The organism is Citrobacter sp. RHB35-C21 (assembly GCF_013816515.1).
GTDB lineage: Bacteria > Pseudomonadota > Gammaproteobacteria > Enterobacterales > Enterobacteriaceae > Citrobacter > Citrobacter braakii.
On sequence record NZ_CP057147.1, the window covers coordinates 1,049,846 to 1,071,149 of the forward strand.

General features: G+C 53.5%; 18 protein-coding genes. 12 read left to right on the forward strand and 6 right to left on the reverse strand.

Features of this window, described 5'->3' with window-relative positions; all coding sequences use genetic code 11:
- Nucleotides 1-107: 107 nt before the first annotated feature.
- Nucleotides 108-1,364 (forward strand): diaminopimelate decarboxylase, encoded by a 1,257-nt coding sequence (lysA, locus tag HVZ39_RS05160; protein WP_101700189.1) that lies wholly within the window; start codon nucleotides 108-110, stop codon nucleotides 1,362-1,364.
- Nucleotides 1,365-1,415: 51 nt separating this feature from the next.
- Here lysA and HVZ39_RS05165 read toward each other — a convergent pair whose 3' ends face one another.
- Nucleotides 1,416-2,426, reverse strand: a complete 1,011-nt coding sequence (locus HVZ39_RS05165) for a LacI family DNA-binding transcriptional regulator (protein ID WP_016157383.1) — start codon at nucleotides 2,424-2,426, stop codon at nucleotides 1,416-1,418.
- 13 nt (nucleotides 2,427-2,439) lie between these two features.
- Nucleotides 2,440-3,468 (reverse strand): HTH-type transcriptional regulator GalR, encoded by a 1,029-nt coding sequence (gene galR / locus HVZ39_RS05170; RefSeq protein WP_181633300.1) that lies wholly within the window; start codon nucleotides 3,466-3,468, stop codon nucleotides 2,440-2,442.
- A gap of 599 nt (nucleotides 3,469-4,067) precedes the next feature.
- Between galR and aas the strand changes: the two genes are divergently transcribed.
- Nucleotides 4,068-6,227, forward strand: coding sequence for a bifunctional acyl-ACP--phospholipid O-acyltransferase/long-chain-fatty-acid--ACP ligase (aas, locus tag HVZ39_RS05175; RefSeq protein ID WP_049269337.1), 2,160 nt, complete (start codon nucleotides 4,068-4,070; stop codon nucleotides 6,225-6,227).
- The gene (gene lplT / locus HVZ39_RS05180; protein WP_016154279.1) at nucleotides 6,220-7,425 is read left to right on the forward strand and encodes a lysophospholipid transporter LplT; all 1,206 of its coding nucleotides are present in this window, start codon (nucleotides 6,220-6,222) and stop codon (nucleotides 7,423-7,425) included. The genes aas and lplT overlap by 8 nt, the downstream gene beginning before the upstream one ends.
- A gap of 100 nt (nucleotides 7,426-7,525) precedes the next feature.
- Here lplT and HVZ39_RS05185 read toward each other — a convergent pair whose 3' ends face one another.
- The 4 genes from HVZ39_RS05185 to mutH all read right to left on the reverse strand — a co-directional run bounded on the left by HVZ39_RS05185 (nucleotide 7,526) and on the right by mutH (nucleotide 10,519).
- Nucleotides 7,526-8,566 (reverse strand): NADP(H)-dependent aldo-keto reductase, encoded by a 1,041-nt coding sequence (locus HVZ39_RS05185; RefSeq protein WP_016154278.1) that lies wholly within the window; start codon nucleotides 8,564-8,566, stop codon nucleotides 7,526-7,528.
- A gap of 106 nt (nucleotides 8,567-8,672) precedes the next feature.
- On the reverse strand, nucleotides 8,673-8,891 hold the full coding sequence (ygdR, locus tag HVZ39_RS05190) for a lipoprotein YgdR (protein ID WP_000758660.1): 219 nt from the start codon (nucleotides 8,889-8,891) through the stop codon (nucleotides 8,673-8,675).
- Between the two features lie 144 nt (nucleotides 8,892-9,035).
- On the reverse strand, nucleotides 9,036-9,749 hold the full coding sequence (locus HVZ39_RS05195) for a TerC family protein (protein WP_016154277.1): 714 nt from the start codon (nucleotides 9,747-9,749) through the stop codon (nucleotides 9,036-9,038).
- 74 nt (nucleotides 9,750-9,823) lie between these two features.
- On the reverse strand, nucleotides 9,824-10,519 hold the full coding sequence (mutH, locus tag HVZ39_RS05200; RefSeq protein ID WP_016157380.1) for a DNA mismatch repair endonuclease MutH: 696 nt from the start codon (nucleotides 10,517-10,519) through the stop codon (nucleotides 9,824-9,826).
- Between the two features lie 684 nt (nucleotides 10,520-11,203).
- On the opposite strand from mutH, the gene rppH reads away from it, so the two are divergent.
- The 9 genes from rppH (at nucleotide 11,204) to recC (ending at nucleotide 21,138) form a co-directional block, all read left to right on the forward strand.
- Nucleotides 11,204-11,734, forward strand: a complete 531-nt coding sequence (rppH, locus tag HVZ39_RS05205) for an RNA pyrophosphohydrolase (RefSeq protein ID WP_003825602.1) — start codon at nucleotides 11,204-11,206, stop codon at nucleotides 11,732-11,734.
- A 12-nt stretch (nucleotides 11,735-11,746) separates the two neighbouring features.
- On the forward strand, nucleotides 11,747-13,993 hold the full coding sequence (ptsP, locus tag HVZ39_RS05210) for a phosphoenolpyruvate--protein phosphotransferase (protein WP_016157379.1): 2,247 nt from the start codon (nucleotides 11,747-11,749) through the stop codon (nucleotides 13,991-13,993).
- A gap of 164 nt (nucleotides 13,994-14,157) precedes the next feature.
- Nucleotides 14,158-15,033 (forward strand): prolipoprotein diacylglyceryl transferase, encoded by an 876-nt coding sequence (gene lgt, locus HVZ39_RS05215; RefSeq protein WP_003825606.1) that lies wholly within the window; start codon nucleotides 14,158-14,160, stop codon nucleotides 15,031-15,033.
- 6 nt (nucleotides 15,034-15,039) lie between these two features.
- Nucleotides 15,040-15,834 carry a thymidylate synthase gene (gene thyA / locus HVZ39_RS05220; protein ID WP_003033990.1) on the forward strand — a complete coding sequence of 265 codons (795 nt, stop codon included), beginning with the start codon at nucleotides 15,040-15,042 and terminating at the stop codon, nucleotides 15,832-15,834.
- A 183-nt stretch (nucleotides 15,835-16,017) separates the two neighbouring features.
- Nucleotides 16,018-16,488 carry a prepilin peptidase-dependent protein gene (locus HVZ39_RS05225; protein ID WP_016157377.1) on the forward strand — a complete coding sequence of 157 codons (471 nt, stop codon included), beginning with the start codon at nucleotides 16,018-16,020 and terminating at the stop codon, nucleotides 16,486-16,488.
- A complete protein-coding gene (locus HVZ39_RS05230) occupies nucleotides 16,479-17,042 on the forward strand; it encodes a prepilin peptidase-dependent protein (protein ID WP_181633301.1) in 564 nt (187 codons plus the stop codon). The genes HVZ39_RS05225 and HVZ39_RS05230 overlap by 10 nt, the downstream gene beginning before the upstream one ends.
- Nucleotides 17,039-17,446 carry a DUF2509 family protein gene (locus tag HVZ39_RS05235; RefSeq protein ID WP_181633302.1) on the forward strand — a complete coding sequence of 136 codons (408 nt, stop codon included), beginning with the start codon at nucleotides 17,039-17,041 and terminating at the stop codon, nucleotides 17,444-17,446. The genes HVZ39_RS05230 and HVZ39_RS05235 overlap by 4 nt, the downstream gene beginning before the upstream one ends.
- The gene (locus HVZ39_RS05240) at nucleotides 17,431-17,754 is read left to right on the forward strand and encodes a prepilin-type N-terminal cleavage/methylation domain-containing protein (protein WP_047359086.1); all 324 of its coding nucleotides are present in this window, start codon (nucleotides 17,431-17,433) and stop codon (nucleotides 17,752-17,754) included. The genes HVZ39_RS05235 and HVZ39_RS05240 overlap by 16 nt, the downstream gene beginning before the upstream one ends.
- A gap of 12 nt (nucleotides 17,755-17,766) precedes the next feature.
- Nucleotides 17,767-21,138 (forward strand): exodeoxyribonuclease V subunit gamma, encoded by a 3,372-nt coding sequence (recC, locus tag HVZ39_RS05245; protein ID WP_181633303.1) that lies wholly within the window; start codon nucleotides 17,767-17,769, stop codon nucleotides 21,136-21,138.
- The last annotated feature ends 166 nt before the right edge of the window (nucleotides 21,139-21,304 follow it).

A 21,304-nucleotide genomic window follows, 5' to 3' on the forward strand; every position in this document is an offset into this window, starting at 1 on the left:
GAATGAGCTAATCCATATCATTTTTGCATAGACTCAAGATAAAACGATATTTTTTATTCTTTTTGAGCTGTGGCGTAATCATAAAAAAGCCAATACCGGAGCACGCCATGCCACGCCCACTCAACAACACAGACACTGACCTGACCGCCGACAACCTGTTGCGCCTGCCTGCCGAATTCGGCTGCCCGGTGTGGGTCTATGATGCGCAGATTATTCGCGCGCAGATTGCCAAACTGAGTCAGTTTGACGTGGTGCGTTTTGCCCAGAAGGCATGTTCGAATATTCATATTTTGCGCCTGATGCGCGAGCAGGGCGTGAAGGTCGATTCCGTCTCGCTTGGCGAAATTGAACGCGCGCTGGCGGCAGGTTTTGTACCGGGCAAAGATGAGATTGTCTTTACCGCCGATATGATTGATGAAGCGACGCTCGCCCGGGTGCATGAATTGAGCATTCCGGTAAATGCCGGGTCGGTCGATATGCTGGAACAACTGGGCCAGCTCTCGCCGGGCCATCGCGTCTGGCTCCGCGTAAACCCTGGCTTTGGGCATGGACACAGTCAGAAAACCAATACCGGGGGAGAGAACAGCAAGCACGGCATCTGGTACAGCGATCTTCCGGCGGCGCTGGAGGTAATTCAGCGCTATAAGCTGAAGTTGGTGGGTATTCATATGCATATCGGCTCTGGCGTGGACTACGCGCATCTGGAGCAGGTGTGCGGCGCGATGGTGCGTCAGGTGGTGGAATTTGGTCAGGATCTGGAAGCGATCTCCGCAGGCGGCGGTTTATCAATCCCGTATCGCGAAGGTGAAGAGGCGATCGACACCGATCACTATTTTGGATTGTGGAACGCCGCGCGCGATAGTATTGCGCGTCATCTGGGTCATGCCGTCAAACTGGAGATCGAACCAGGGCGTTTCCTGGTCGCGGAAGCCGGCGTGTTAGTGGCGCAGGTGCGCAGCGTAAAAGAGATGGGCAGCCGTCACTTTGTGCTGATCGATGCGGGCTTCAACGATCTGATGCGCCCGGCCATGTACGGTAGCTATCACCATATCTCCGCGCTGGCGGGAGATGGTCGTTCTCTGCAACAAACTCCTCAACGAGAGACCGTGGTGGCCGGACCGTTGTGCGAATCAGGCGACGTGTTTACCCAGCAGGAAGGCGGAAATGTGGAAACCCGTCTGTTGCCTGCGGTGGTGCCGGGTGATTATCTGGTTTTGCATGATACCGGGGCGTACGGAGCGTCAATGTCGTCAAACTACAATAGCCGCCCGCTGCTGCCGGAGGTCTTGTTTGATAACGGCGTGGCGCGAATGATTCGTCGTCGCCAGACCATTGATGAGCTGTTAGCGCTGGAATTAATCTGAGTAAAGCTGGCCGGATAAGGTGCTTGCGTCACTATCCGGCTCTTTTTCATATTACTTAAAGTACGGTCCGAGCGTTACTGAGTCACGTAATACCAGTTTGCCGGTAAACGGAGGGATCGGCTCCACGCTCTCACCGTTGGCCAGACGTATAGCCTGGTCGATTGCCGTGGTTATCATGGTATCAATCGGCAGATAAACGGTAGATAACCCCGGTTCCAGCCATTTGGCGCTGGGCGCATCATCAAAACCAAACAGCGAGACGTCCGTCGGGATCCTCAGTCCGGCCTGATGTAACGCTTTTGATGCACCTAATGCCATGTCATCGTTACAGGCGAACAGGGCGCTGAATTTCACCCCTTCCTCCAGCAGTTCTCGACAGGCTTCATAGCCTCGCGTCATCGTGGAGTCGCCGTATTTAACCTTATCAGGATCCCAGGGAATACCGTTTTTTTCCAGAGCCTTACGATACCCCATCAGGCGGGATTTACCGGTAGGCGTATGGCCTGGCACGGTGATACAAGCAATATCGCTGTGCCCCTGCGAGATCAGATAATTGACCGCCTGATACGCCGCGTCTTCCTGCTCAAAGAAAATCGCGCGATCGCGGGCCTGACTGACATCACGGTTGATGACCAGCAAGGGCATCGCAATGCTGTTCATCAGCGACATAATCGCCGTTTCACTCATATAGCGGGTATAGAGAATAATGGCGTCGCACTGCCTGTCGGCCAGCATTTGCACGGCTTCCTGCTCACGCTCCGGCGTGTCGTGACCATCGGTGACGATCAACTGCTTGCCGTGAGACTCCGTCTGGCGCGAGGCCTGTTGCAGCAGGCGGCCAAAGTAGAATCCATCAAATGTGGAAACCACCAGGCCAATGCTGTTGCTGGTGCGATTCGCCAAAGAGCGCGCTAAAAAGTTGGGCCGATAATCGAGTGCCTGCATGGCCTTGAACACTTTCTGGCGCGTGCTCTCTTTTACCTGACCCGTTCCATTTAGTACGCGCGAAACGGTCGCTTTTGAGACGCCTGCGTGTCGTGAAACGTCCAACATCGTAGTCATGACGCAATCCTGGTTAATCGTTTGACGATGAGTTCCCCGGCTCTGTCAGCGCCGAAACGGAATGGCGACGCACCAGAGTTGGGTTAAAGACGTGGGTAATTTCAGGTGCGGGTCGCTTCTCCGCCAACGCGAGCGCCAGTTCAGCGGCCTGGGTTGCCATCGTCACGATGGGATAGCGTACCGTGGTCAGACGTGGGCGCACATAGCGGGAAATCAGCACATCATCAAAGCCAATCAGCGAGATTTCTCCCGGCACATCAATGCCGTTATCATTCAATACGCCCATGGCGCCAGCCGCCATTGAGTCGTTGTAGCAGGCTACCGCAGTGAAGTTTTTGCCACGACCAAGTAACTCGGTCATGGCCTGTTCACCGCCGCTTTCATCCGGTTCGCCGAACGTCACCAGTCGATCGCTTACCGGTATATTGCTCTCCGACAGCGCGTCGTAATAGCCTTGCAGACGATCTTCCGCATCAGAAATACTGTGATTGGAACACAGGTAGCCAATGCGCGTATGGCCCTGTTGAATAAGGTGTCGGGTAGCGAGCCATGCGCCGAAACGGTCATCGAGGGCAACGCAGCGTTGTTCGAATCCCGGCAGAATTCGGTTAATCAATACCATGCCGGGGATTTGCTTCATTAATGAAGCCAAATCCGCATCCGGGATGATTTTGGCATGGACAACAAGGGCCGCGCAGCGGTGGCGAATGAGCTGTTCAATCGCCTGACGTTCCTTCTGTTCATTATGGTAGCCGTTGCCAATCAGCAAAAAATTCCCGGTGTTATAGGCCACCTGCTCGACAGCTTTAACCATTGCCCCAAAGAATGGATCGGACACATCACCAACGACCAGGCCGATGGTTTCAGTGGATTGTTGCGCCAGTGCACGCGCATTCGCATTGGGGTGGTAGCTGAGTGATTCCATTGCACTCGTTACGGCCAGACGCGATGCTTCGCTGGCTTTGGGGGAATCATTGATCACTCGAGAAACGGTGGCGACTGATACACCAGCTAGTCGGGCTACATCCTTTATGGTCGCCATGATAGTACCTGTTGTGGGTAAACGCTTACATTCCGTCAGTGTTACGGAAAATGGCTGGCTGTTCAAGCAGATTGCCCGTCAGGACCTCGCAAATGTGAGCGCGCGCGAGCGAAGATAAGACAGAAAATAGAAAATGCTAATTTTTGCTTACACTTTGCGATGTGCTGTTGCGATTGTTCGCTGGTGGGAGAACTGAGCGGATTGCTAAAGTTGGGATCCCAGAGGTATTGATAGGTGAAATCAACTTTCGGGTTGATCACTAGAATTACACCAGCCTGCGCAGATGCGCAGGTTTTTTTTTGCCTTCAGCCTATCTGTAACAGTAACCGATAATTTACACAACTCGTTGCATTTGGGTTCATTCCTTTGCGTTTTCGTACTGGCGTATCTGGCTGCTGACGACCACAATCAAGATCCCAGAGGTATTGATTGGTGAGATTATTCGGTACGCACTTCGTACCTGTCTCTTGCACCGACCTGCGCGGATGCGCAGGTTTTTTTTCGGACTGTATTTACCTGTTTACCTGTCGCGCCCATTCCCCAACTCGTATACTCTCCCACCATTAATGTTTCTATAATTAATGGCACAGGGAGTTGAGATGCTATTTGGCTTTTTTCGTAATCTGTTTCGCGTGCTTTTCCGCGTTCGCGTCACGGGCAATGTCAGCGCGCTACAGGGAGAACGCGTTCTAATCACTCCCAACCATGTCTCATTTATAGACGGCATCCTGCTGGCGCTATTTTTACCGATTCGTCCCGTCTTCGCCGTTTACACCTCGATCAGCCAGCAATGGTATATGCGCTGGCTAACCCCGCTGATTGACTTCGTGCCGTTAGACCCAACCAAACCGATGTCGATTAAGCATCTGGTCCGTCTGGTCGAGCAGGGCCGTCCGGTGGTGATTTTTCCCGAAGGACGCATTTCGACCACCGGTTCGTTGATGAAAATATATGACGGTGCCGGGTTTGTCGCCGCGAAGTCGGGAGCGACGGTCGTTCCTGTCCGCATTGAGGGAGCAGAGCTTTCCCACTTCAGCCGCCTGAAAGGTCTGGTTAAACAGCGATTCTTCCCGCGTATCCAACTGCACATTTTACCGCCGACTCAAATGCCAATGCCGGAAGCCCCGCGAGCGCGCGATCGCCGCAAAATCGCCGGTGAAATGCTACATCAAATTATGATGGAAGCTCGCATGGCGGTACGCCCGCGTGAAACGCTATACGAGTCGCTGCTGGCGGCAAAATACCGTTTTGGCGCGGGCAAAAACTGCATTGAAGATGTTAACTTTACGCCGGACAGCTACCGCAAACTGCTGACTAAGACGCTCTTTGTGGCCCGTATTCTGGAAAAATACAGCGCCGAAGGTGAAAAAATCGGCCTGATGCTGCCAAATGCGGGGATCAGCGCGGCGGTCATTTTTGGTGCCATTGCGCGTCGACGCATTCCGGCCATGATGAACTACACGGCGGGCGTGAAAGGGTTAACCAGCGCCATTACTGCGTCTGAAATCAAAACGATCTTCACTTCCCGACAGTTTCTCGATAAAGGCAAACTCTGGCATCTACCGGAACAGCTCACCCAGGTACGCTGGGTTTATCTGGAAGATTTAAAAGCCGATGTGAAGTTGAGCGATAAGCTGTGGATTTTCTCACATCTGCTGGCACCGCATCTGGCGCAGGTGAAACAGCAACCGGAAGAGGCTGCGGTGATCCTCTTTACGTCTGGTTCGGAAGGCCATCCGAAAGGCGTGGTCCACAGCCACAAGAGTATTCTGGCGAACGTTGAGCAGATTAAAACAATTGCCGATTTCACCGCCGATGACCGCTTCATGTCGGCGCTGCCGCTGTTCCACTCCTTTGGCCTGACGGTGGGATTATTCACGCCGCTACTGACCGGTGCGGAAGTGTTTCTTTATCCCAGCCCGCTTCATTACCGTATTGTGCCGGAGCTGGTATACGACCGGAACTGCACCGTGTTGTTTGGTACTTCAACGTTCCTCGGCAACTATGCGCGTTTCGCGCATCCGTACGATTTCCACCGCCTGCGCTATGTGGTGGCAGGCGCGGAAAAACTGCAAGACAGCACAAAGCAGCTATGGCAGGAGAAATTTGGTCTGCGCGTCCTTGAAGGCTATGGCGTGACGGAATGTGCGCCGGTTGTGTCGATCAATGTGCCGATGGCGGCAAAATCAGGAACGGTAGGGCGCATCTTGCCTGGCATGGATGCCCGACTGCTGGCTGTTCCGGGTATTGAGGACGGTGGGCGTTTACAACTGAAAGGCCCGAATATTATGAGCGGCTATTTGCGCGTCGAAAAACCTGGCGTGCTGGAAGTGCCGACGGCAGAAAATGCGCAGGGTGAGATTGAGCGCGGCTGGTATGACACCGGAGACATCGTCCGCTTTGATGAAAACGGCTTTGTACAGATCCAGGGGCGCGCCAAGCGTTTTGCTAAAATTGCCGGAGAGATGGTCTCGCTGGAAATGGTTGAGCAACTGGCATTGGCGGTATCTGCAGACAAAATGCACGCCACGGCGATCAAGAGCGATGCCAGCAAAGGTGAGGCGCTGGTGCTGTTCACTACCGACAGCGAACTCACGCGTGAAAAACTACAGCAGTATGCGCGAGCGCATGGCGTGCCTGAACTTGCCGTGCCGCGTGATATTCGCCACCTGAAGCAACTCCCATTACTCGGCAGCGGTAAGCCGGATTTTGTTACGCTGAAAAGCTGGGTCGATGAGCCGGAAAAACAACATGATTGAGTCAGCGCATACTAACACTTCAATCTGGTCCAAAGGGATGATGTCCGTCATCGCCGCGCAGTTTCTGTCGGCGTTTGGCGATAACGCACTGCTGTTCGCTACGCTGGCGCTGCTGAAGGAACAATTTTATCCGGACTGGAGCCAGCCAATCCTGCAAATGGTGTTTGTGGGCGCTTACATCCTGTTTGCGCCATTTGTTGGACAGGTGGCGGATAGCTTTGCCAAAGGCAGAGTGATGATGTTCGCGAACGCCCTGAAACTGCTGGGCGCGGCGAGTATTTGCTTCGGCATTAATCCGTTTCTCGGGTATACGCTGGTGGGGATTGGCGCGGCCGCGTACTCACCGGCCAAGTATGGCATTCTCGGTGAACTGACCACCGGTGACAAACTGGTGAAAGCCAACGGCCTGATGGAAGCCTCCACTATCGCCGCGATTTTGCTCGGTTCTGTCGCTGGTGGCGTTCTGGCCGACTGGCATGTGATTGCCGCGCTTTCTGCCTGTGCGCTGGCCTATGCTGGCGCCGTGGTGGCTAACCTGTACATCCCGAAACTGGCCGCGGCTCGTCCTGGCCAATCCTGGCATCTGGGGAAAATGACGCGCAGTTTCTTCTGCGCCGCCTCTTCGCTGTGGCGCAACGGTGAAACTCGTTTTTCGTTGGTCGGAACCAGCCTTTTTTGGGGCGCGGGCGTCACGCTGCGTTTTCTGCTGGTGCTGTGGGTTCCGGTGGCGCTCGGCATCACCGATAACGCTACACCGACCTACCTCAATGCCATGGTAGCGATTGGGATTGTCGTAGGCGCGGGGGCGGCAGCGAAGCTGGTGACGCTGGAAACCGTGTCGCGCTGTATGCCAGCGGGGATCCTGATTGGCGTCGTGGTGCTGATTTTCTCACTTCAGCATGCGCTGCTTCCGGCTTACGCGTTGCTGATGCTTATCGGCGTGTCAGGTGGCTTCTTTGTGGTACCGCTGAATGCGTTGCTGCAGGAGCGGGGCAAGAAAAGCGTCGGTGCGGGTAATGCGATCGCGGTGCAAAACCTGGGCGAGAACAGCGCGATGCTGCTGATGCTTGGGATTTACTCACTGGCAGTGCTGGTGGGGATCCCGGCGGTAGCGATTGGTATTGGATTCGGCGCGCTGTTTGCGCTGGCGATTGCGGCGCTGTGGATTTGGCAGCGCCGCCAGCCTGGTACGAGATGAGTGAACAATGAATGTGCCGGATGGCAGCGTCGCCTTATCTGGCCTACAGAGAGCAGCAATTTGTAGGTCTGATAAGCGTAGCGCCATCAGGTACTAACCGTCACGGTGCAGGATAGGTATACACCTGATGCACCGCTTCAATCTCTGCCAGTACTTCTTCGCTCAACTCCAGATGCAGGCTTTCAACGTTGGTTTTTAGCTGCTCCATCGTCGTGGCTCCCAGCAGGGTGCTGGCGACAAACGGCTGACGACGCACGAATGCCAACGCCATTTGCGCAGGATCCAGATTATGGCGTTTCGCGATATCCACATAGGCCGCAACGGCTTTTTGCGTTTGCTCGCCGCTGTAACGCGTGAAACGGCTAAACAGCGTATTGCGTGCACCGGCAGGCTTCGCGCCGTTCAGGTATTTACCGGTTAATGTACCGAAGCCAAGGCAAGAGTAGGCCAGCAGTTCAACGCCTTCATACTGGCTCACTTCCGCCAGTCCAACCTCAAAGCTGCGATTCAGCAGGCTGTAGGGGTTCTGGATGGTGGCGATGCGCGGCAGATCGTGTTTGTCCGCCAGGTGCAGGTAGCGCATCACGCCAAACGCGGTTTCATTGGACACGCCGATGTAGCGAATTTTCCCCGCGCGCTGAAACTCTGCCAGCGCGTCCAGCGTATCCAGCAGCGAAACCACCGGCGCAGAGTCCGTCCAGCTGTAGCCTAACTTACCAAAGCAGTTGGTCGGGCGCTGCGGCCAATGAACCTGATACAGATCCAGGTAATCGGTTTGCAGTCTTTTCAGGCTGTCGTGCAGCGCTTCACGGATATTTTTACGGTCCAGCGCCTGATTCGGTCGAATACCGCTGTCGTTGTTACGTGAAGGTCCACTCACCTTAGAAGCAACGATTAGCTTTTCACGGCTGCCGTGTTTGGCGAGCCAGTTACCTACGTAGGTTTCGGTGAGACCCTGGGTTTCAGGACGCGGCGGTACCGGATACATCTCGGCAACGTCGATCAAATTTATGCCTTGTTCTACGGCATAATCGAGCTGTGCATGTGCGTCGGCTTCGCTGTTTTGTTCACCAAACGTCATTGTGCCCAGCCCCAGTGTACTGACTTCAAGCGAGCTGTGGGGTATACGGTGATATTGCATAGCCGTTTCCTTTTTATAATCACGACATAAGGATTATAAAAATGGCTGAGGGAAGAGAAAAAGGGAAGTAAAATTGTTAAGGCCAGCGCGCTGCTGACCTCAACCATCAGCGTTCAATGATTTGAGACACATCATCGCGATTAATCTGCATCGCATTGCCTTGCTGGTCGTGATAGCTCACCAGACCGGTATCATCGTCAATTTCTGGTTTTCCATCGGTCAGGATCATTCGACCATCTTTTGTCGCCATTACATAATCACTGCTGCATCCGGAAACGGCAAAAGCCAGTCCTACGGCGGAAATCAAAACTGCCCATTTTTTCATCTGCTTATCCTCACATGGCCTGCATCTGACAATAGTTTAGTAATAACGCGAAGTTGTGCATGGCGAAAGCAGTAAAATCTTAAACTGTGAGAAGAGGTAGGTGTGGCGCGCATTCGCTCCCCGTGCGGGGAGCGATGGATTTCATCAGAGCGGATTTTTTTTATTACGCCACAGGTTCAGGGTCTCTACCGCAATAGAGAAGAACATGGCGAAATAGATATATCCTTTCGGAACGTGGACGTCGAAACTTTCCAGAATTAGCGTGAAACCGACCAGAATCAGGAACGAGAGCGCCAGCATTTTTACCGAAGGATGGCGATCGACAAAATCGCCAATCGGGCGTGCAGCAAACATCATCACACCCACGGCAATCACCACTGCCGCCATCATGATAAACAGATGATCGGACAAGCCTACCGCAGTAATCACGGAATCCAGGCTGAAGATTATGTCTAACAACATGATCTGCACAATCGCGCCCAGAAAAGAGGAAACGCGGGTTTTCAGCCCCTCTTCCTCACCTTCAATGGATTCGTGGATCTCCTTACTGGCTTTCCAGATCAGGAACAATCCCCCGAGTAGAAGGATCAGGTCGCGCGCTGATATTGCCTCGCCAAACACTTCGAATAGCGGGTTTGTCAGACGCGTTACCCAGGCAATAGAGGCGAGCAGTGCCAGACGCATGATCATCGCCGCCGCAAGCCCAATACGTCGGGCATGATTGCGTTGCGCTGTCGGGAGTTTGGCTACAACCAGAGAGAGGAAAATAATATTGTCGATCCCAAGAACGATCTCCAGCAGCGTCAGCGTACCGAGCGCAAGCCAGGCGTTAGGATCGGTTATCCATGCAAATAACATCGAACAAAGTCCTGCCAAAAAAAGAAGCGGTAATTATAGGCCCGTAACGCGGCGGGTGAAAGACCGGACGGTGCCTATTGCGCCTGGAACAAGAAATGTCGCTCAAGCAATGCGCGCGTGAAGTTCTTTTTCAAGTAAAAACCGCGTGGTAGGGTCAGGATGGGTTCGCCATGGGCGCCAATGGCCTCGGTAAGCGCTCGGGCGTTGGCGGCTTTAGGACGCAGCTGTAGCACTTCCCCATGGCGGGCAGTGATGCGTTCGACGTGGCCTAACACTATCATGTCCATCAACTCTTCCCAGTCCAGACGCAATTGCCGGTCTTCTTCTTCATTCGGGCTCCACAGCAGGGGAGAACCGACGCGGCGCTCCGCCAGCGGGATGCTGCGTTCGCCTTCTACCGGGATCCACAGAACGCGTTTAAGTTTGTGCCGCACATGGCTGGTTTCCCAGGTAACGCCGGTATTGCCGGTTAACGGTGCCACGCACACAAAGGTGGTTTCCAGCGGTCTGCCAAGGCTATCCACTGGGATTGTTTTCAGCTCCACGCCCAGCGCCGCAAAATCCTGCTCCGGTTTGCTGCCCGCACTGGCGCCGAGCCAGATTTCCAGTAGCACGCCAATCCAGCCTTTATCGCGCTTGAGATCCTTGGGGGCGACGAGTCCCGCCATTGCCGCCAACTCTCCCAGCGCGTAGCCCGAAAGCAGCTGTGCCTGGCTCAACAACTGGGCTTCAGATTCAGGGGGAGAAAGCAGCGGATGGAGTTCTGACATCGGGTTAACCCTTAGGTGAAAAAATGAGCAAAGATTTTATACCGTGTGGACAGAGTTTATCTTTTTCCACATGCTTTATTCAATTCTATGATTTATATTGGTTTTTAGATTCACATACGCAGAGTTGCGCAACAGCGAAGCGGGTTTTCCAATTCTGGTCACTGACAATGAACAGGATCTTACACCATGTTATCCACAGAAAGATGGGATAACTGTGAAAAACCCCCACTACTGTTTCAATTTACAGCCTTGACGTGCGACGAAAATCGAATTTTCACACAAATTGTGCCTAACTTATTGGCATAATCTGTGGATAAAACCAACGCTGGTCGATCTTTCATCAGCCTGAAGATCGTGTGCGTGATATACGTCACATTTCTATGGGTTTATTTGCGCTGAACGGTTTTAACTTTATGAATATAGAAGACTATTTTTTATATGTGACGAATGTCTTATTCGGACTGTTCTGGGTTTTCCCATAGTAATTCCGTACTTCTTCACAACTATATCCACAGAAAAGGTGAATAAAATCGCCTTGCTTGCCCTTCTTCTGTTTATAACTCCGCCCTTAGCTGTGAGTTATTCAATTGTTATTAGAGTATCGCGCCCTTAACAGAGTGGTTTACCGCCTCTCTGGAGTGTGAAACAATCGTTTGTATATAAGGTTTATATTGAGGTAGTCCGGTGATTGATGACGATGGCTACCGCCCGAATGTAGGGATAGTAATTTGTAACCGCCAGGGGCAGGTCATGTGGGCCCGGCGATTTGGTCAGCACTCCTGGCAATTCCCGCAAGGTGGGATAAATGCAGGAGAGACAGCAGAGCAGGCGATGTACCGGGAACTCTTTGAAGAAGTGGGTCTCAGTCGTAAAGATGTACGGATCCTTGCTTCTACTCGTAACTGGTTGCGTTACAAGTTACCGAAACGTTTGGTGCGTTGGGACACGAAGCCGGTTTGTATCGGCCAGAAACAAAAATGGTTTCTTCTGCAATTGGTCAGCAGCGATGCTGAAATCAATATGCAAACCAGCAGTACACCTGAGTTCGACGGCTGGCGCTGGGTGAGTTACTGGTATCCGGTTCGACAGGTGGTGTCATTTAAACGCGATGTCTATCGCAGGGTGATGAAAGAATTCGCAAGTGTTGTCATGGCGCTTCAGGAAAGCACTCCTAAGCCGCAAAGCGCACCTGCGTACAGACGTAAAAGAGGTTAAGCTACGCAAATTATGCTCACCCGCCTGCGCGAAATAGTCGAAAAGGTGGCCAGTGCTCCGCGTCTGAATGAAGCGCTGAATATTCTGGTTACCGACATCTGTCTTGCGATGGATACAGAGGTCTGTTCGGTTTACTTGGCCGATCACGATCGACGTTGTTATTACCTCATGGCGACCCGGGGACTGAAGAAACCGCGTGGTCGTACTGTCGCACTCGCGTTTGATGAAGGTATCGTTGGCCTGGTTGGCAGGCTGGCGGAACCTATCAACCTCGCCGATGCGCAAAAACATCCCAGCTTTAAATACATCCCTTCGGTAAAAGAAGAGCGCTTTCGTGCGTTCTTAGGCGTACCGATTATTCAGCGCCGTCAGCTGTTAGGTGTGCTGGTGGTCCAGCAGCGCGAATTGCGCCAGTACGATGAAAGTGAAGAGTCTTTCCTCGTCACGCTCGCCACGCAAATGGCGGCTATTCTTTCGCAGTCGCAGCTAAACGCACTGTTCGGCCAATATCGGCAAACGCGCATCCGCGCATTGCCCGCCGCGCCTGGCGTGGCAATAGCCGAAGGCTGGCAGGATGCGACGCTGCCGCTGATGGAGCAGGTCTATCAGGCTTCAACGCTGGATCCGGTGCTTGAGCGCGAGCGGCTCACCGGTGCGCTGGAAGAGGCGGCGAATGAATTCCGCCGCTACAGCAAACGCTTTACCGCTGGGGCGCAAAAAGAAACGGCGGCGATTTTTGATCTCTACTCACACTTGCTTTCCGATACTCGTCTGCGCCGTGAGCTGTTTGCGGAAGTGGATAACGGTTCGGTGGCCGAGTGGGCCGTTAAAACGATCATTGAAAAGTTTGCCGAACAGTTTGCCGCGCTGAGTGATAACTACCTCAAAGAGCGGGCCGGAGATTTACGCGCGCTGGGCCAGCGTCTACTGTTCCATCTTGACGACTCGATCCAGGGGCCGAATACCTGGCCGGAGCGCTTTGTGCTGGTGGCGGATGAGCTTTCCGCCACCACGCTGGCGGAACTTCCTCAGGACCGCTTAGTCGGTGTGGTTGTCCGGGACGGCGCGGCCAACTCTCATGCGGCTATTATGGTTCGTGCGCTGGGTATCCCTACCGTCATGGGGGCCGATATCCAGCCATCGGTGTTACATCGCCGTACGCTGGTAGTGGACGGTTATCGCGGTGAACTGCTGGTCGATCCAGAACCGGTATTGATCCAGGAATACCAGCGTCTTATCAGTGAAGAAATTGAGCTGAGCCGCCTGGCGGAAGATGACGTCAACCAGCCAGCACAGTTGAAAAGTGGCGAGCGTGTGAAGGTGATGCTCAATGCGGGCCTCAGCCCGGAGCATGAAGAGAAGCTGGGGAGCCGGATCGATGGCATTGGCCTGTATCGCACCGAAATCCCGTTCATGCTGCAAAGCGGTTTTCCTTCGGAAGAAGAACAGGTTGCGCAGTATCAGGGCATGCTGCAAATGTTTAACGACAAGCCGGTGACCCTGCGTACGCTGGATGTCGGCGCCGATAAACAACTGCCCTACATGCCGATCAGTGAAGAGAACCCGTGCCTTGGCTGGCGTGGGATCCGCATAACGCTCGATCAGCCGGAGATCTTTTTGATCCAGGTTCGGGCCATGCTGCGTGCCAACGCGGCAACCGGCAACCTGAGTATTTTGCTGCCGATGGTCACCAGCATTGATGAAGTGGACGAAGCGCGACGTTTGATTGAACGCGCCGGACGCGAAGTGGAAGAGATGATCGGCTACGCGATCCCAAAACCGCGCATTGGCATCATGCTGGAAGTTCCGTCGATGGTGTTTATGCTGCCGCATCTGATAAACCGGATAGACTTTATCTCGGTCGGAACCAACGATCTCACCCAGTACATTCTGGCTGTCGATCGTAACAATACGCGGGTGGCCAGCATTTATGACAGCCTGCATCCGGGTATGTTACGTGTGCTGGCGATGATTGCGCAGGAAGCCGAAAGAAGCGGTATCGATTTGCGATTGTGCGGTGAAATGGCGGGCGACCCGATGTGCGTGGCCATTCTGATCGGCCTGGGTTTTCGCCATTTGTCGATGAACGGTCGTTCCGTGGCTCGCGTTAAATATCTGCTGCGCCATATCGATTTTGATGAGGCGCAAACGCTGGCGCAACGCAGCCTGGAAGCGCAGATGGCGACAGAAGTACGCCATCAGGTGGCGGCTTTTATGGAACGCCGTGGCATGGGGGGACTGATTCGCGGGGGATTGTGAATCGAGGGCTGGTAACAGTAGGTATACATATCTTTTAACTGTAATCGGCATCCGCTGCGATCCCCATGTGCTATCATTCGCACCTTTGGAGCGCCTGCATTATGCAGGCGCGCTTATCAATTGCTGTCTGACTTCAGCGAAATAACAAGAACTTGTGGTGACAGATGACCAGTAGCTATCTGCATTTTCCGGATTTCGATCCGGTCATTTTCTCAATCGGACCCGTCGCGCTTCACTGGTACGGCTTAATGTATTTGGTGGGGTTTATTTTTGCGATGTGGCTGGCGACGCGCCGTGCTAATCGTCCGGGCAGTGGCTGGACCAAAAATGAAGTAGAAAATCTACTGTATGCGGGCTTCCTCGGGGTTTTCCTTGGAGGGCGTATTGGTTACGTACTGTTCTATAACTTCCCGTTATTCCTCGATAACCCGCTGTATCTGTTCCGCGTTTGGGACGGCGGGATGTCCTTCCACGGTGGGCTTATTGGTGTGATCCTGGTGATGATTATCTTCGCCAAACGCACCAAGCGTTCGTTCTTCCAGGTTTCTGATTTCATTGCCCCGCTAATTCCGTTTGGTCTGGGCGCAGGGCGTTTGGGCAACTTTATCAACGGTGAGCTGTGGGGACGCGTTGATCCGAATTTCAAGTACGCCATGCTGTTCCCGGGCTCCCGTACCGAAGACATTTTACTGCTGCAAACTAACCCGCAATGGCAGTCTATTTTTGATACCTACGGCTCGCTGCCGCGCCATGCCTCACAGCTTTATGAGATGGCCCTGGAAGGCGTTGTGTTGTTTATCATTCTTAATCTGTACATTCGTAAACCGCGCCCGATGGGCTCGGTATCCGGTCTGTTCCTGATTGGTTATGGCGCGTTTCGTATTATCGTTGAATTCTTCCGCCAGCCGGATGCACAGTTTACCGGCACCTGGGTACAGTACATCAGCATGGGACAGATCCTCTCAATCCCGATGATTGTCGCAGGCATTATTATGATGGTTTGGGCGTACCGCCGCAGCCCACAGCAACACGTTTCCTGAGGAACCATGAAACAGTATTTAGAACTGATGCAAAAAGTGCTGGATGAAGGCACACAGAAAAACGACCGTACCGGAACCGGAACGCTTTCCATTTTTGGTCATCAGATGCGTTTTAATCTGCAGGAAGGGTTCCCGCTGGTTACGACTAAACGCTGCCATTTACGCTCGATCATTCATGAACTGCTGTGGTTTTTGCAGGGCGACACCAACGTTGCCTACCTGCATGAAAACAACGTCTCAATCTGGGACGAATGGGCGGATGAAAACGGTAATCTGGGGCCGGTTTATGGCAAACAGTGGCGTGCGTGGCCTACGCCAGATGGTCGCCATATTGACCAGATCACCACGGTGTTAAACCAGCTCAAAAATGACCCGGACTCTCGCCGAATTATCGTTTCTGCATGGAACGTCGGTGAGCTGGATAAAATGGCGCTGGCGCCGTGCCACGCGTTCTTCCAGTTTTACGTGGCGGATGGCAAGCTCTCCTGCCAGCTGTATCAGCGTTCGTGCGATGTGTTCCTCGGTTTGCCGTTTAACATTGCCAGCTACGCCTTACTGGTACACATGATGGCGCAGCAGTGTGATCTGGAAGTGGGTGATTTTGTCTGGACCGGCGGCGACACGCACCTGTACAGCAACCATATGGATCAAACGCATCTGCAGCTTAGCCGCGAACCGCGCGCGCTGCCGAAGCTGGTCATCAAACGTAAGCCTGAATCTATCTTTGACTATCGCTTCGAAGATTTCGAAATTGAAGGCTACGATCCGCATCCTGGTATTAAAGCGCCAGTGGCTATCTAACCGGCTTCATGCTGTCACAACCGACGCCCGTGTGCGTCGGTTTTTTTTGTCTCAAATCGCGTTCTTCGGCGTGGGTTCCTGAAATATTGCAATGACCTGCAACGCGACAAATATTCCCCGTAGCTCGCCGTAGAAACCGAATTTCCCGCTCGTTATTCATTTTCCTCACGCCATACTGGCGACATGAAAAAACAACACGGCTACACGCTTCTCGAAACCCTGATTGCGATGCTGATCGTCGCGGCGCTTGGCGCCTCGGGGCTGTATGGTTGGCAGCGCTGGCAGCAGCAACAGCGGCTATGGCAAACCGCCATTCAGGTGCGAGATTACCTGCTGCAACTGCGTGAAGATGCTAACTGGCGTAACCGCGATCACGTCATCAGCGTGATTCGGGATGGCACATCCTGGTGTTTTGTCAGCTCTGCTGCTGTGCAAACCACGTGTCTACCCGTTTCGCCCTTGGTTTTTACACCGCCCTGGGACGATGTCGAAATGGCAGAGATAACACCTTCACTGGCCTTTTTTGGTCTGCGCAATACGGCATGGGCTGGACATATTCGCCTGAAAAATACGACAGGGGAATGGCGCGTGGTGGTGTCAGGCTGGGGGCGAATCAGGCTTTGCGAGAAAGATGAGGCCAGGTTATGTCAGTAAACGAACGGGGCTTTTCACTCCTGGAGGTGCTGATTGCTATGGCGATTAGCAGCGTTTTATTGCTTAGCTCAGCGCGATTTTTACCCGCGCTGCAGCGAGAGATCCTGCGCAACACGCGCCAGTTAGCGCTGGAAGATGAAATATGGCAGCGGGTATACACCGTGGCGAAGCATCTTCAGCGGGCAGGGTATTGCCGCGGAAACTGTGTCGGAGAGGGGCTGGTGATATCGGCTAAGGGCGACTGTGTCATTGCACGCTGGGATGCCAATAGCAACGGCATTTGGGAGAGCAGTCCCGCGAAAGAGGCCGATACGATTGGATTTCGTTTACAGGACAAGGTACTGGAGACCCTGCGGGGAGTAACGGACTGCAATGGAAAAGGGTGGGAGAAAATGACCGATCCAGCCACGATACAGATTGAGGCATTTCAGGTCGAACGTCTGAATATCAGCGGATATTCCCCGCTCCTTACGCTGCGTTTGCGCGGAGTGAACAATGCCGAACCACAAAAGGTTATTGAAGCAGTCTACAGCGTGACAGGATTCAACCTGTGAACCGTGAGCGGGGCGTTTCATCTTTAGCGATGGCCTTGTTGCTATTGGTGCTCGGTAGCCTTCTGCTGCAAGGCGTTAGCAGGCAGGAGTCCCGTTTTGCTTCGAGAGTGGTCACGCAAAGTCAGGCTCTGCAGCGCCAGGCGGTGGTGCAATCCGCGATGGAATGGGGGCGTATGCAGCCCTGGCGCTTACAACTCGCCGCACAGTGTCGGCGTTATACCACGCAGGATGTCGCGGTTTGCCTGCGACTGCTTACTAATAATTTCGTGCTGCTTATAGTCCATTATGAAGGGGTATCGTTATGGCGGCAGGGGGCGATTATTGATGACAATATCGAATATTCGGCGCACGGCTGGAGCGATTTTTGTCCGCTAAAGGAGCAGGCACTATGTCAGATCCCCTGAACAGACAGCGTGGCTTTAGCCTGCCGGAAGTGATGCTGGCAATGGTGTTGATGATCATGATTGTGACCGCGCTGTCAGGATACCAGCGGGCGCTGATGAACAGCTTTATCATCAGAAACCAGTATCAGCAACTCTGGCGTCACGCCTGGCAGCAAACCCAGCTGTATCAGTTTTCATCGCCTTTGAACTGGCAGGTTAACCGAATGCAGACAACGAGCGCGGGATGTGTCAGCATCAACGTTAAAATTTCTTCACCCTTGGGCAGGCAGGGTCAGATGACGCGTCTGCATTGCCCGAATCGTCAGTAGTCAGGAGTCGCTATGTTAAGGGTCTACCACTCCAATCGTCTGGATGTGCTGGAAGCGTTAATGGAATTTATCGTTGAGCGCGAGCGGCTGGACGACCCCTTTGAACCTGAGATGATCCTGGTTCAAAGTACCGGTATGGCGCAGTGGCTACAAATGACCCTTGCACAGAAGTTTAGTATTGCCGCCAACATCGATTTTCCGCTGCCCGCGAGTTTTATCTGGGATATGTTTGTGCGCGTGCTGCCGGATATCCCGAAAGAGAGCGCGTTCAGCAAACAGAGCATGAGCTGGAAGTTGATGACGCTGTTGCCGCAATTGCTGGATGGCGATGACTTCGCATTGCTGCGCCACTATCTGACGGACGACACCGATAAACGTAAGCTGTTTCAGCTTTCCTCGCGCGCGGCTGACCTCTTCGACCAGTATTTAGTCTATCGCCCTGAGTGGTTGACCCAGTGGGAAGCCGGGCGACAGGTTGAGGGACTCGGCGAGTCTCAGGCCTGGCAGGCTCCGTTGTGGAAAGCGCTGGTGGAACACACCGAGGAATTGGGCCAGCCGCGCTGGCATCGCGCCAATTTATACCAACGATTTATTCAGACTCTGGAAAGCGCGTCCGAGTGCCCGCAGGGACTGCCTTCTCGCGTCTTTATTTGCGGCATTTCAGCGCTGCCGCCGGTTTATTTGCAGGCATTGCAGGCGCTGGGCAAGCACATTGATATTCATCTGCTGTTTACCAACCCTTGTCGCTACTACTGGGGAGATATAAAAGATCCCGCCTGGCTGGCGAAGCTGATGGCGCGTCAGCGTCGGCACAGCTTTGAAGAACGCCATCTGCCGCTGTTTCGCGATAGTCAGAAAGCCGAAGGATTGTTTAACAGCGATGGTGAACAGGATGTGGGCAACCCGATGCTGGCCTCGTGGGGCAAACTGGGGCGCGATTACATTTATTTGCTTTCAGAACTGGAAAATAGTCAGGAGCTGGATGCGTTTGTCGATATAACACCTGACAATCTTTTGCATAATATTCAATCGGATATTCTGGAACTTGAAAGTCATGCCGTGGCGGGCGTTACCCTGGAAGAGTATTCGCGTAGCGACAATAAACGACGGCTTGAACTGAACGACACCAGCGTGACTTTCCATGTTTGTCATAGCCCACAGCGCGAGGTAGAAATTCTTCATGACCGCCTGCTGGCAATGCTGGAAGCGGATCCCACGCTGACGCCGCGCGATATTATTGTGATGGTGGCGGATATCGACAGCTACAGCCCATTTATTCAGTCGGTCTTTGGCAGCGCGCCAGCTGAGCGTTACTTACCATATGCGATTTCCGACCGTCGGGCGCGCCAGTCTCATCCCGTCTTACAGGCCTTTATTAGCCTGCTGTCGCTGCCGGATAGCCGTTTTGTCTCAGAGGATGTGCTGGCATTACTGGATGTGCCCGTGCTGGCGGCGCGTTTCAATATCGATGAAGAAGGGCTGCGCTATCTTCGTTTATGGGTCAATGAATCCGGGATTCGCTGGGGTATTGACGACGATAACGTGCGTGAACTGGAACTTCCGCCAACAGGTCAGCATACCTGGCAATTTGGTTTAACGCGCATGCTTCTCGGCTACGCGATGGAAAGCGCGCAGGGCGAGTGGCAATCGGTATTGCCATACGATGAGTCTAACGGTTTGATTGCCGAGTTGGTAGGGCATCTGGCCTCGTTGCTGATGCAGCTCAATCTCTGGCGTAGAGGGTTAGCGCAGGAACGGCCGCTGGAAGAGTGGCTGCCCGTTTGTCGGGACATGCTTAATGATTTCTTCCTGCCGGATGCAGATACCGAAGCGGCGATGACGCTGATTGAACAGCAGTGGCAGGCCATTATCACTGAAGGTCTGGGGGCTGAGTATGGTGATGCCATACCGCTCTCTCTATTGCGTGATGAGCTGGCCCAGCGTCTTGACCAGGAGCGCATTAGCCAGCGCTTCCTGGCGGGGCCAGTTAACATTTGTACGCTGATGCCGATGCGTTCTATTCCTTTCAAGGTGGTGTGCCTGCTGGGTATGAACGATGGCGTTTATCCGCGTCAGCTTGCGCCGTTGGGCTTTGATTTGATGAGTCAAAAACCGATGAGGGGCGATCGCAGCCGTCGCGATGATGACCGCTACCTGTTTCTTGAAGCATTGATTTCAGCACAGCAAACGCTCTACATCAGCTACATTGGCCGCTCCATTCAGGACAACAGCGAGCGCTTCCCGTCGGTACTGGTGCAGGAACTGATGGACTACATCGGGCAAAGCCACTATCTGCCGGGCGATGAATCGTTGACCTGCGATCAAAGCGAGGCCCGGGTAAAAGCACACATTACTCGTTTGCATACCCGTATGCCCTTTGATGCACAAAACTATCTGCCGGGCGGCGAACAGCAAAGCTATGCCCGGGAATGGCTGCCTGCGGCGAGCCTGTCAGGAAAAGCGCACACGGATTTTGTCCAGACGCTTCCCTTTGAGATGCCTGAAACGCTGACGCTGGAAACGCTGCAGCGATTTTGGGCTCATCCGGTAAGGGCTTTTTTCCAGATGCGTCTGAGGGTCAACTTCCGCTCTGAAGAAAGTGAGATCCCGGAAACGGAACCGTTCACTCTTGAAGGATTAACCCGCTATCAGCTTAATCAGCAATTGCTTAACACGCTGGTTGAAGAGAAGGATGCTGAACAACTGTTTCGCCGTTTTCGTGCGGCGGGCACGCTTCCCTATGGGCCATTTGGCGAAATTCTGTGGGATACGCAGCGTCAGGAGATGCAGTCGCTGGCTGAACGCATTATCGCCTGTCGTCAGCCCTGCCAGAGTATGGAAATCGATCTTAACTGTAACGGCGTGCAAATCACCGGTTGGCTGCCACAGGTGCAAGAGGACGGTTTGTTGCGCTGGCGCCCATCTTTGATAAGCATTGCGCAGGGTGTGCAACTTTGGCTGGAACATCTTGTCTATTGTGCCAGTGGCGGTACGGGAGAGAGCCGGTTGTTCCTGCGTAAAGACGGGGAATGGCGTTTTCCGCCACTGGATGCAGAGCAGGCACTGCTGTACCTGTCGCAGCTCATTGACGGGTATCGGGAAGGCATGTCGTCACCATTGCTGGTATTGCCCGAAAGCGGCGGCGCCTGGATAAAAACCTGTTATGACGCCGTAAATGATGCCATGTTAGATGACGATGCAACGTTGCAAAAAGCGCGCAGTAAGTTTCTGCAGGCCTATGAAGGCAACATGATGGTACGGGGTGAAGGTGATGATATCTGGTATCAGCGTCTTTGGCGTCAGCTGGATGCGGCTACGCTGGAGACCATTGTTTTACAGTCTCAGCGCTACCTGTTACCGATTTTTCGCTTTAATCAGTCATGATGATTGTATAAAAATTGCGCAGTTCGATGGCTTCCACTATGATGCGCATTCTGTCACGGACTGATTCTTACAAAGAGAGGATGCTGGCTCGTTCAGCACATAGTCTTGCCCTGTTCAGATCACGTATTTATGCGTGCTTTGCTGTGAACAGATGAATACGTTAATG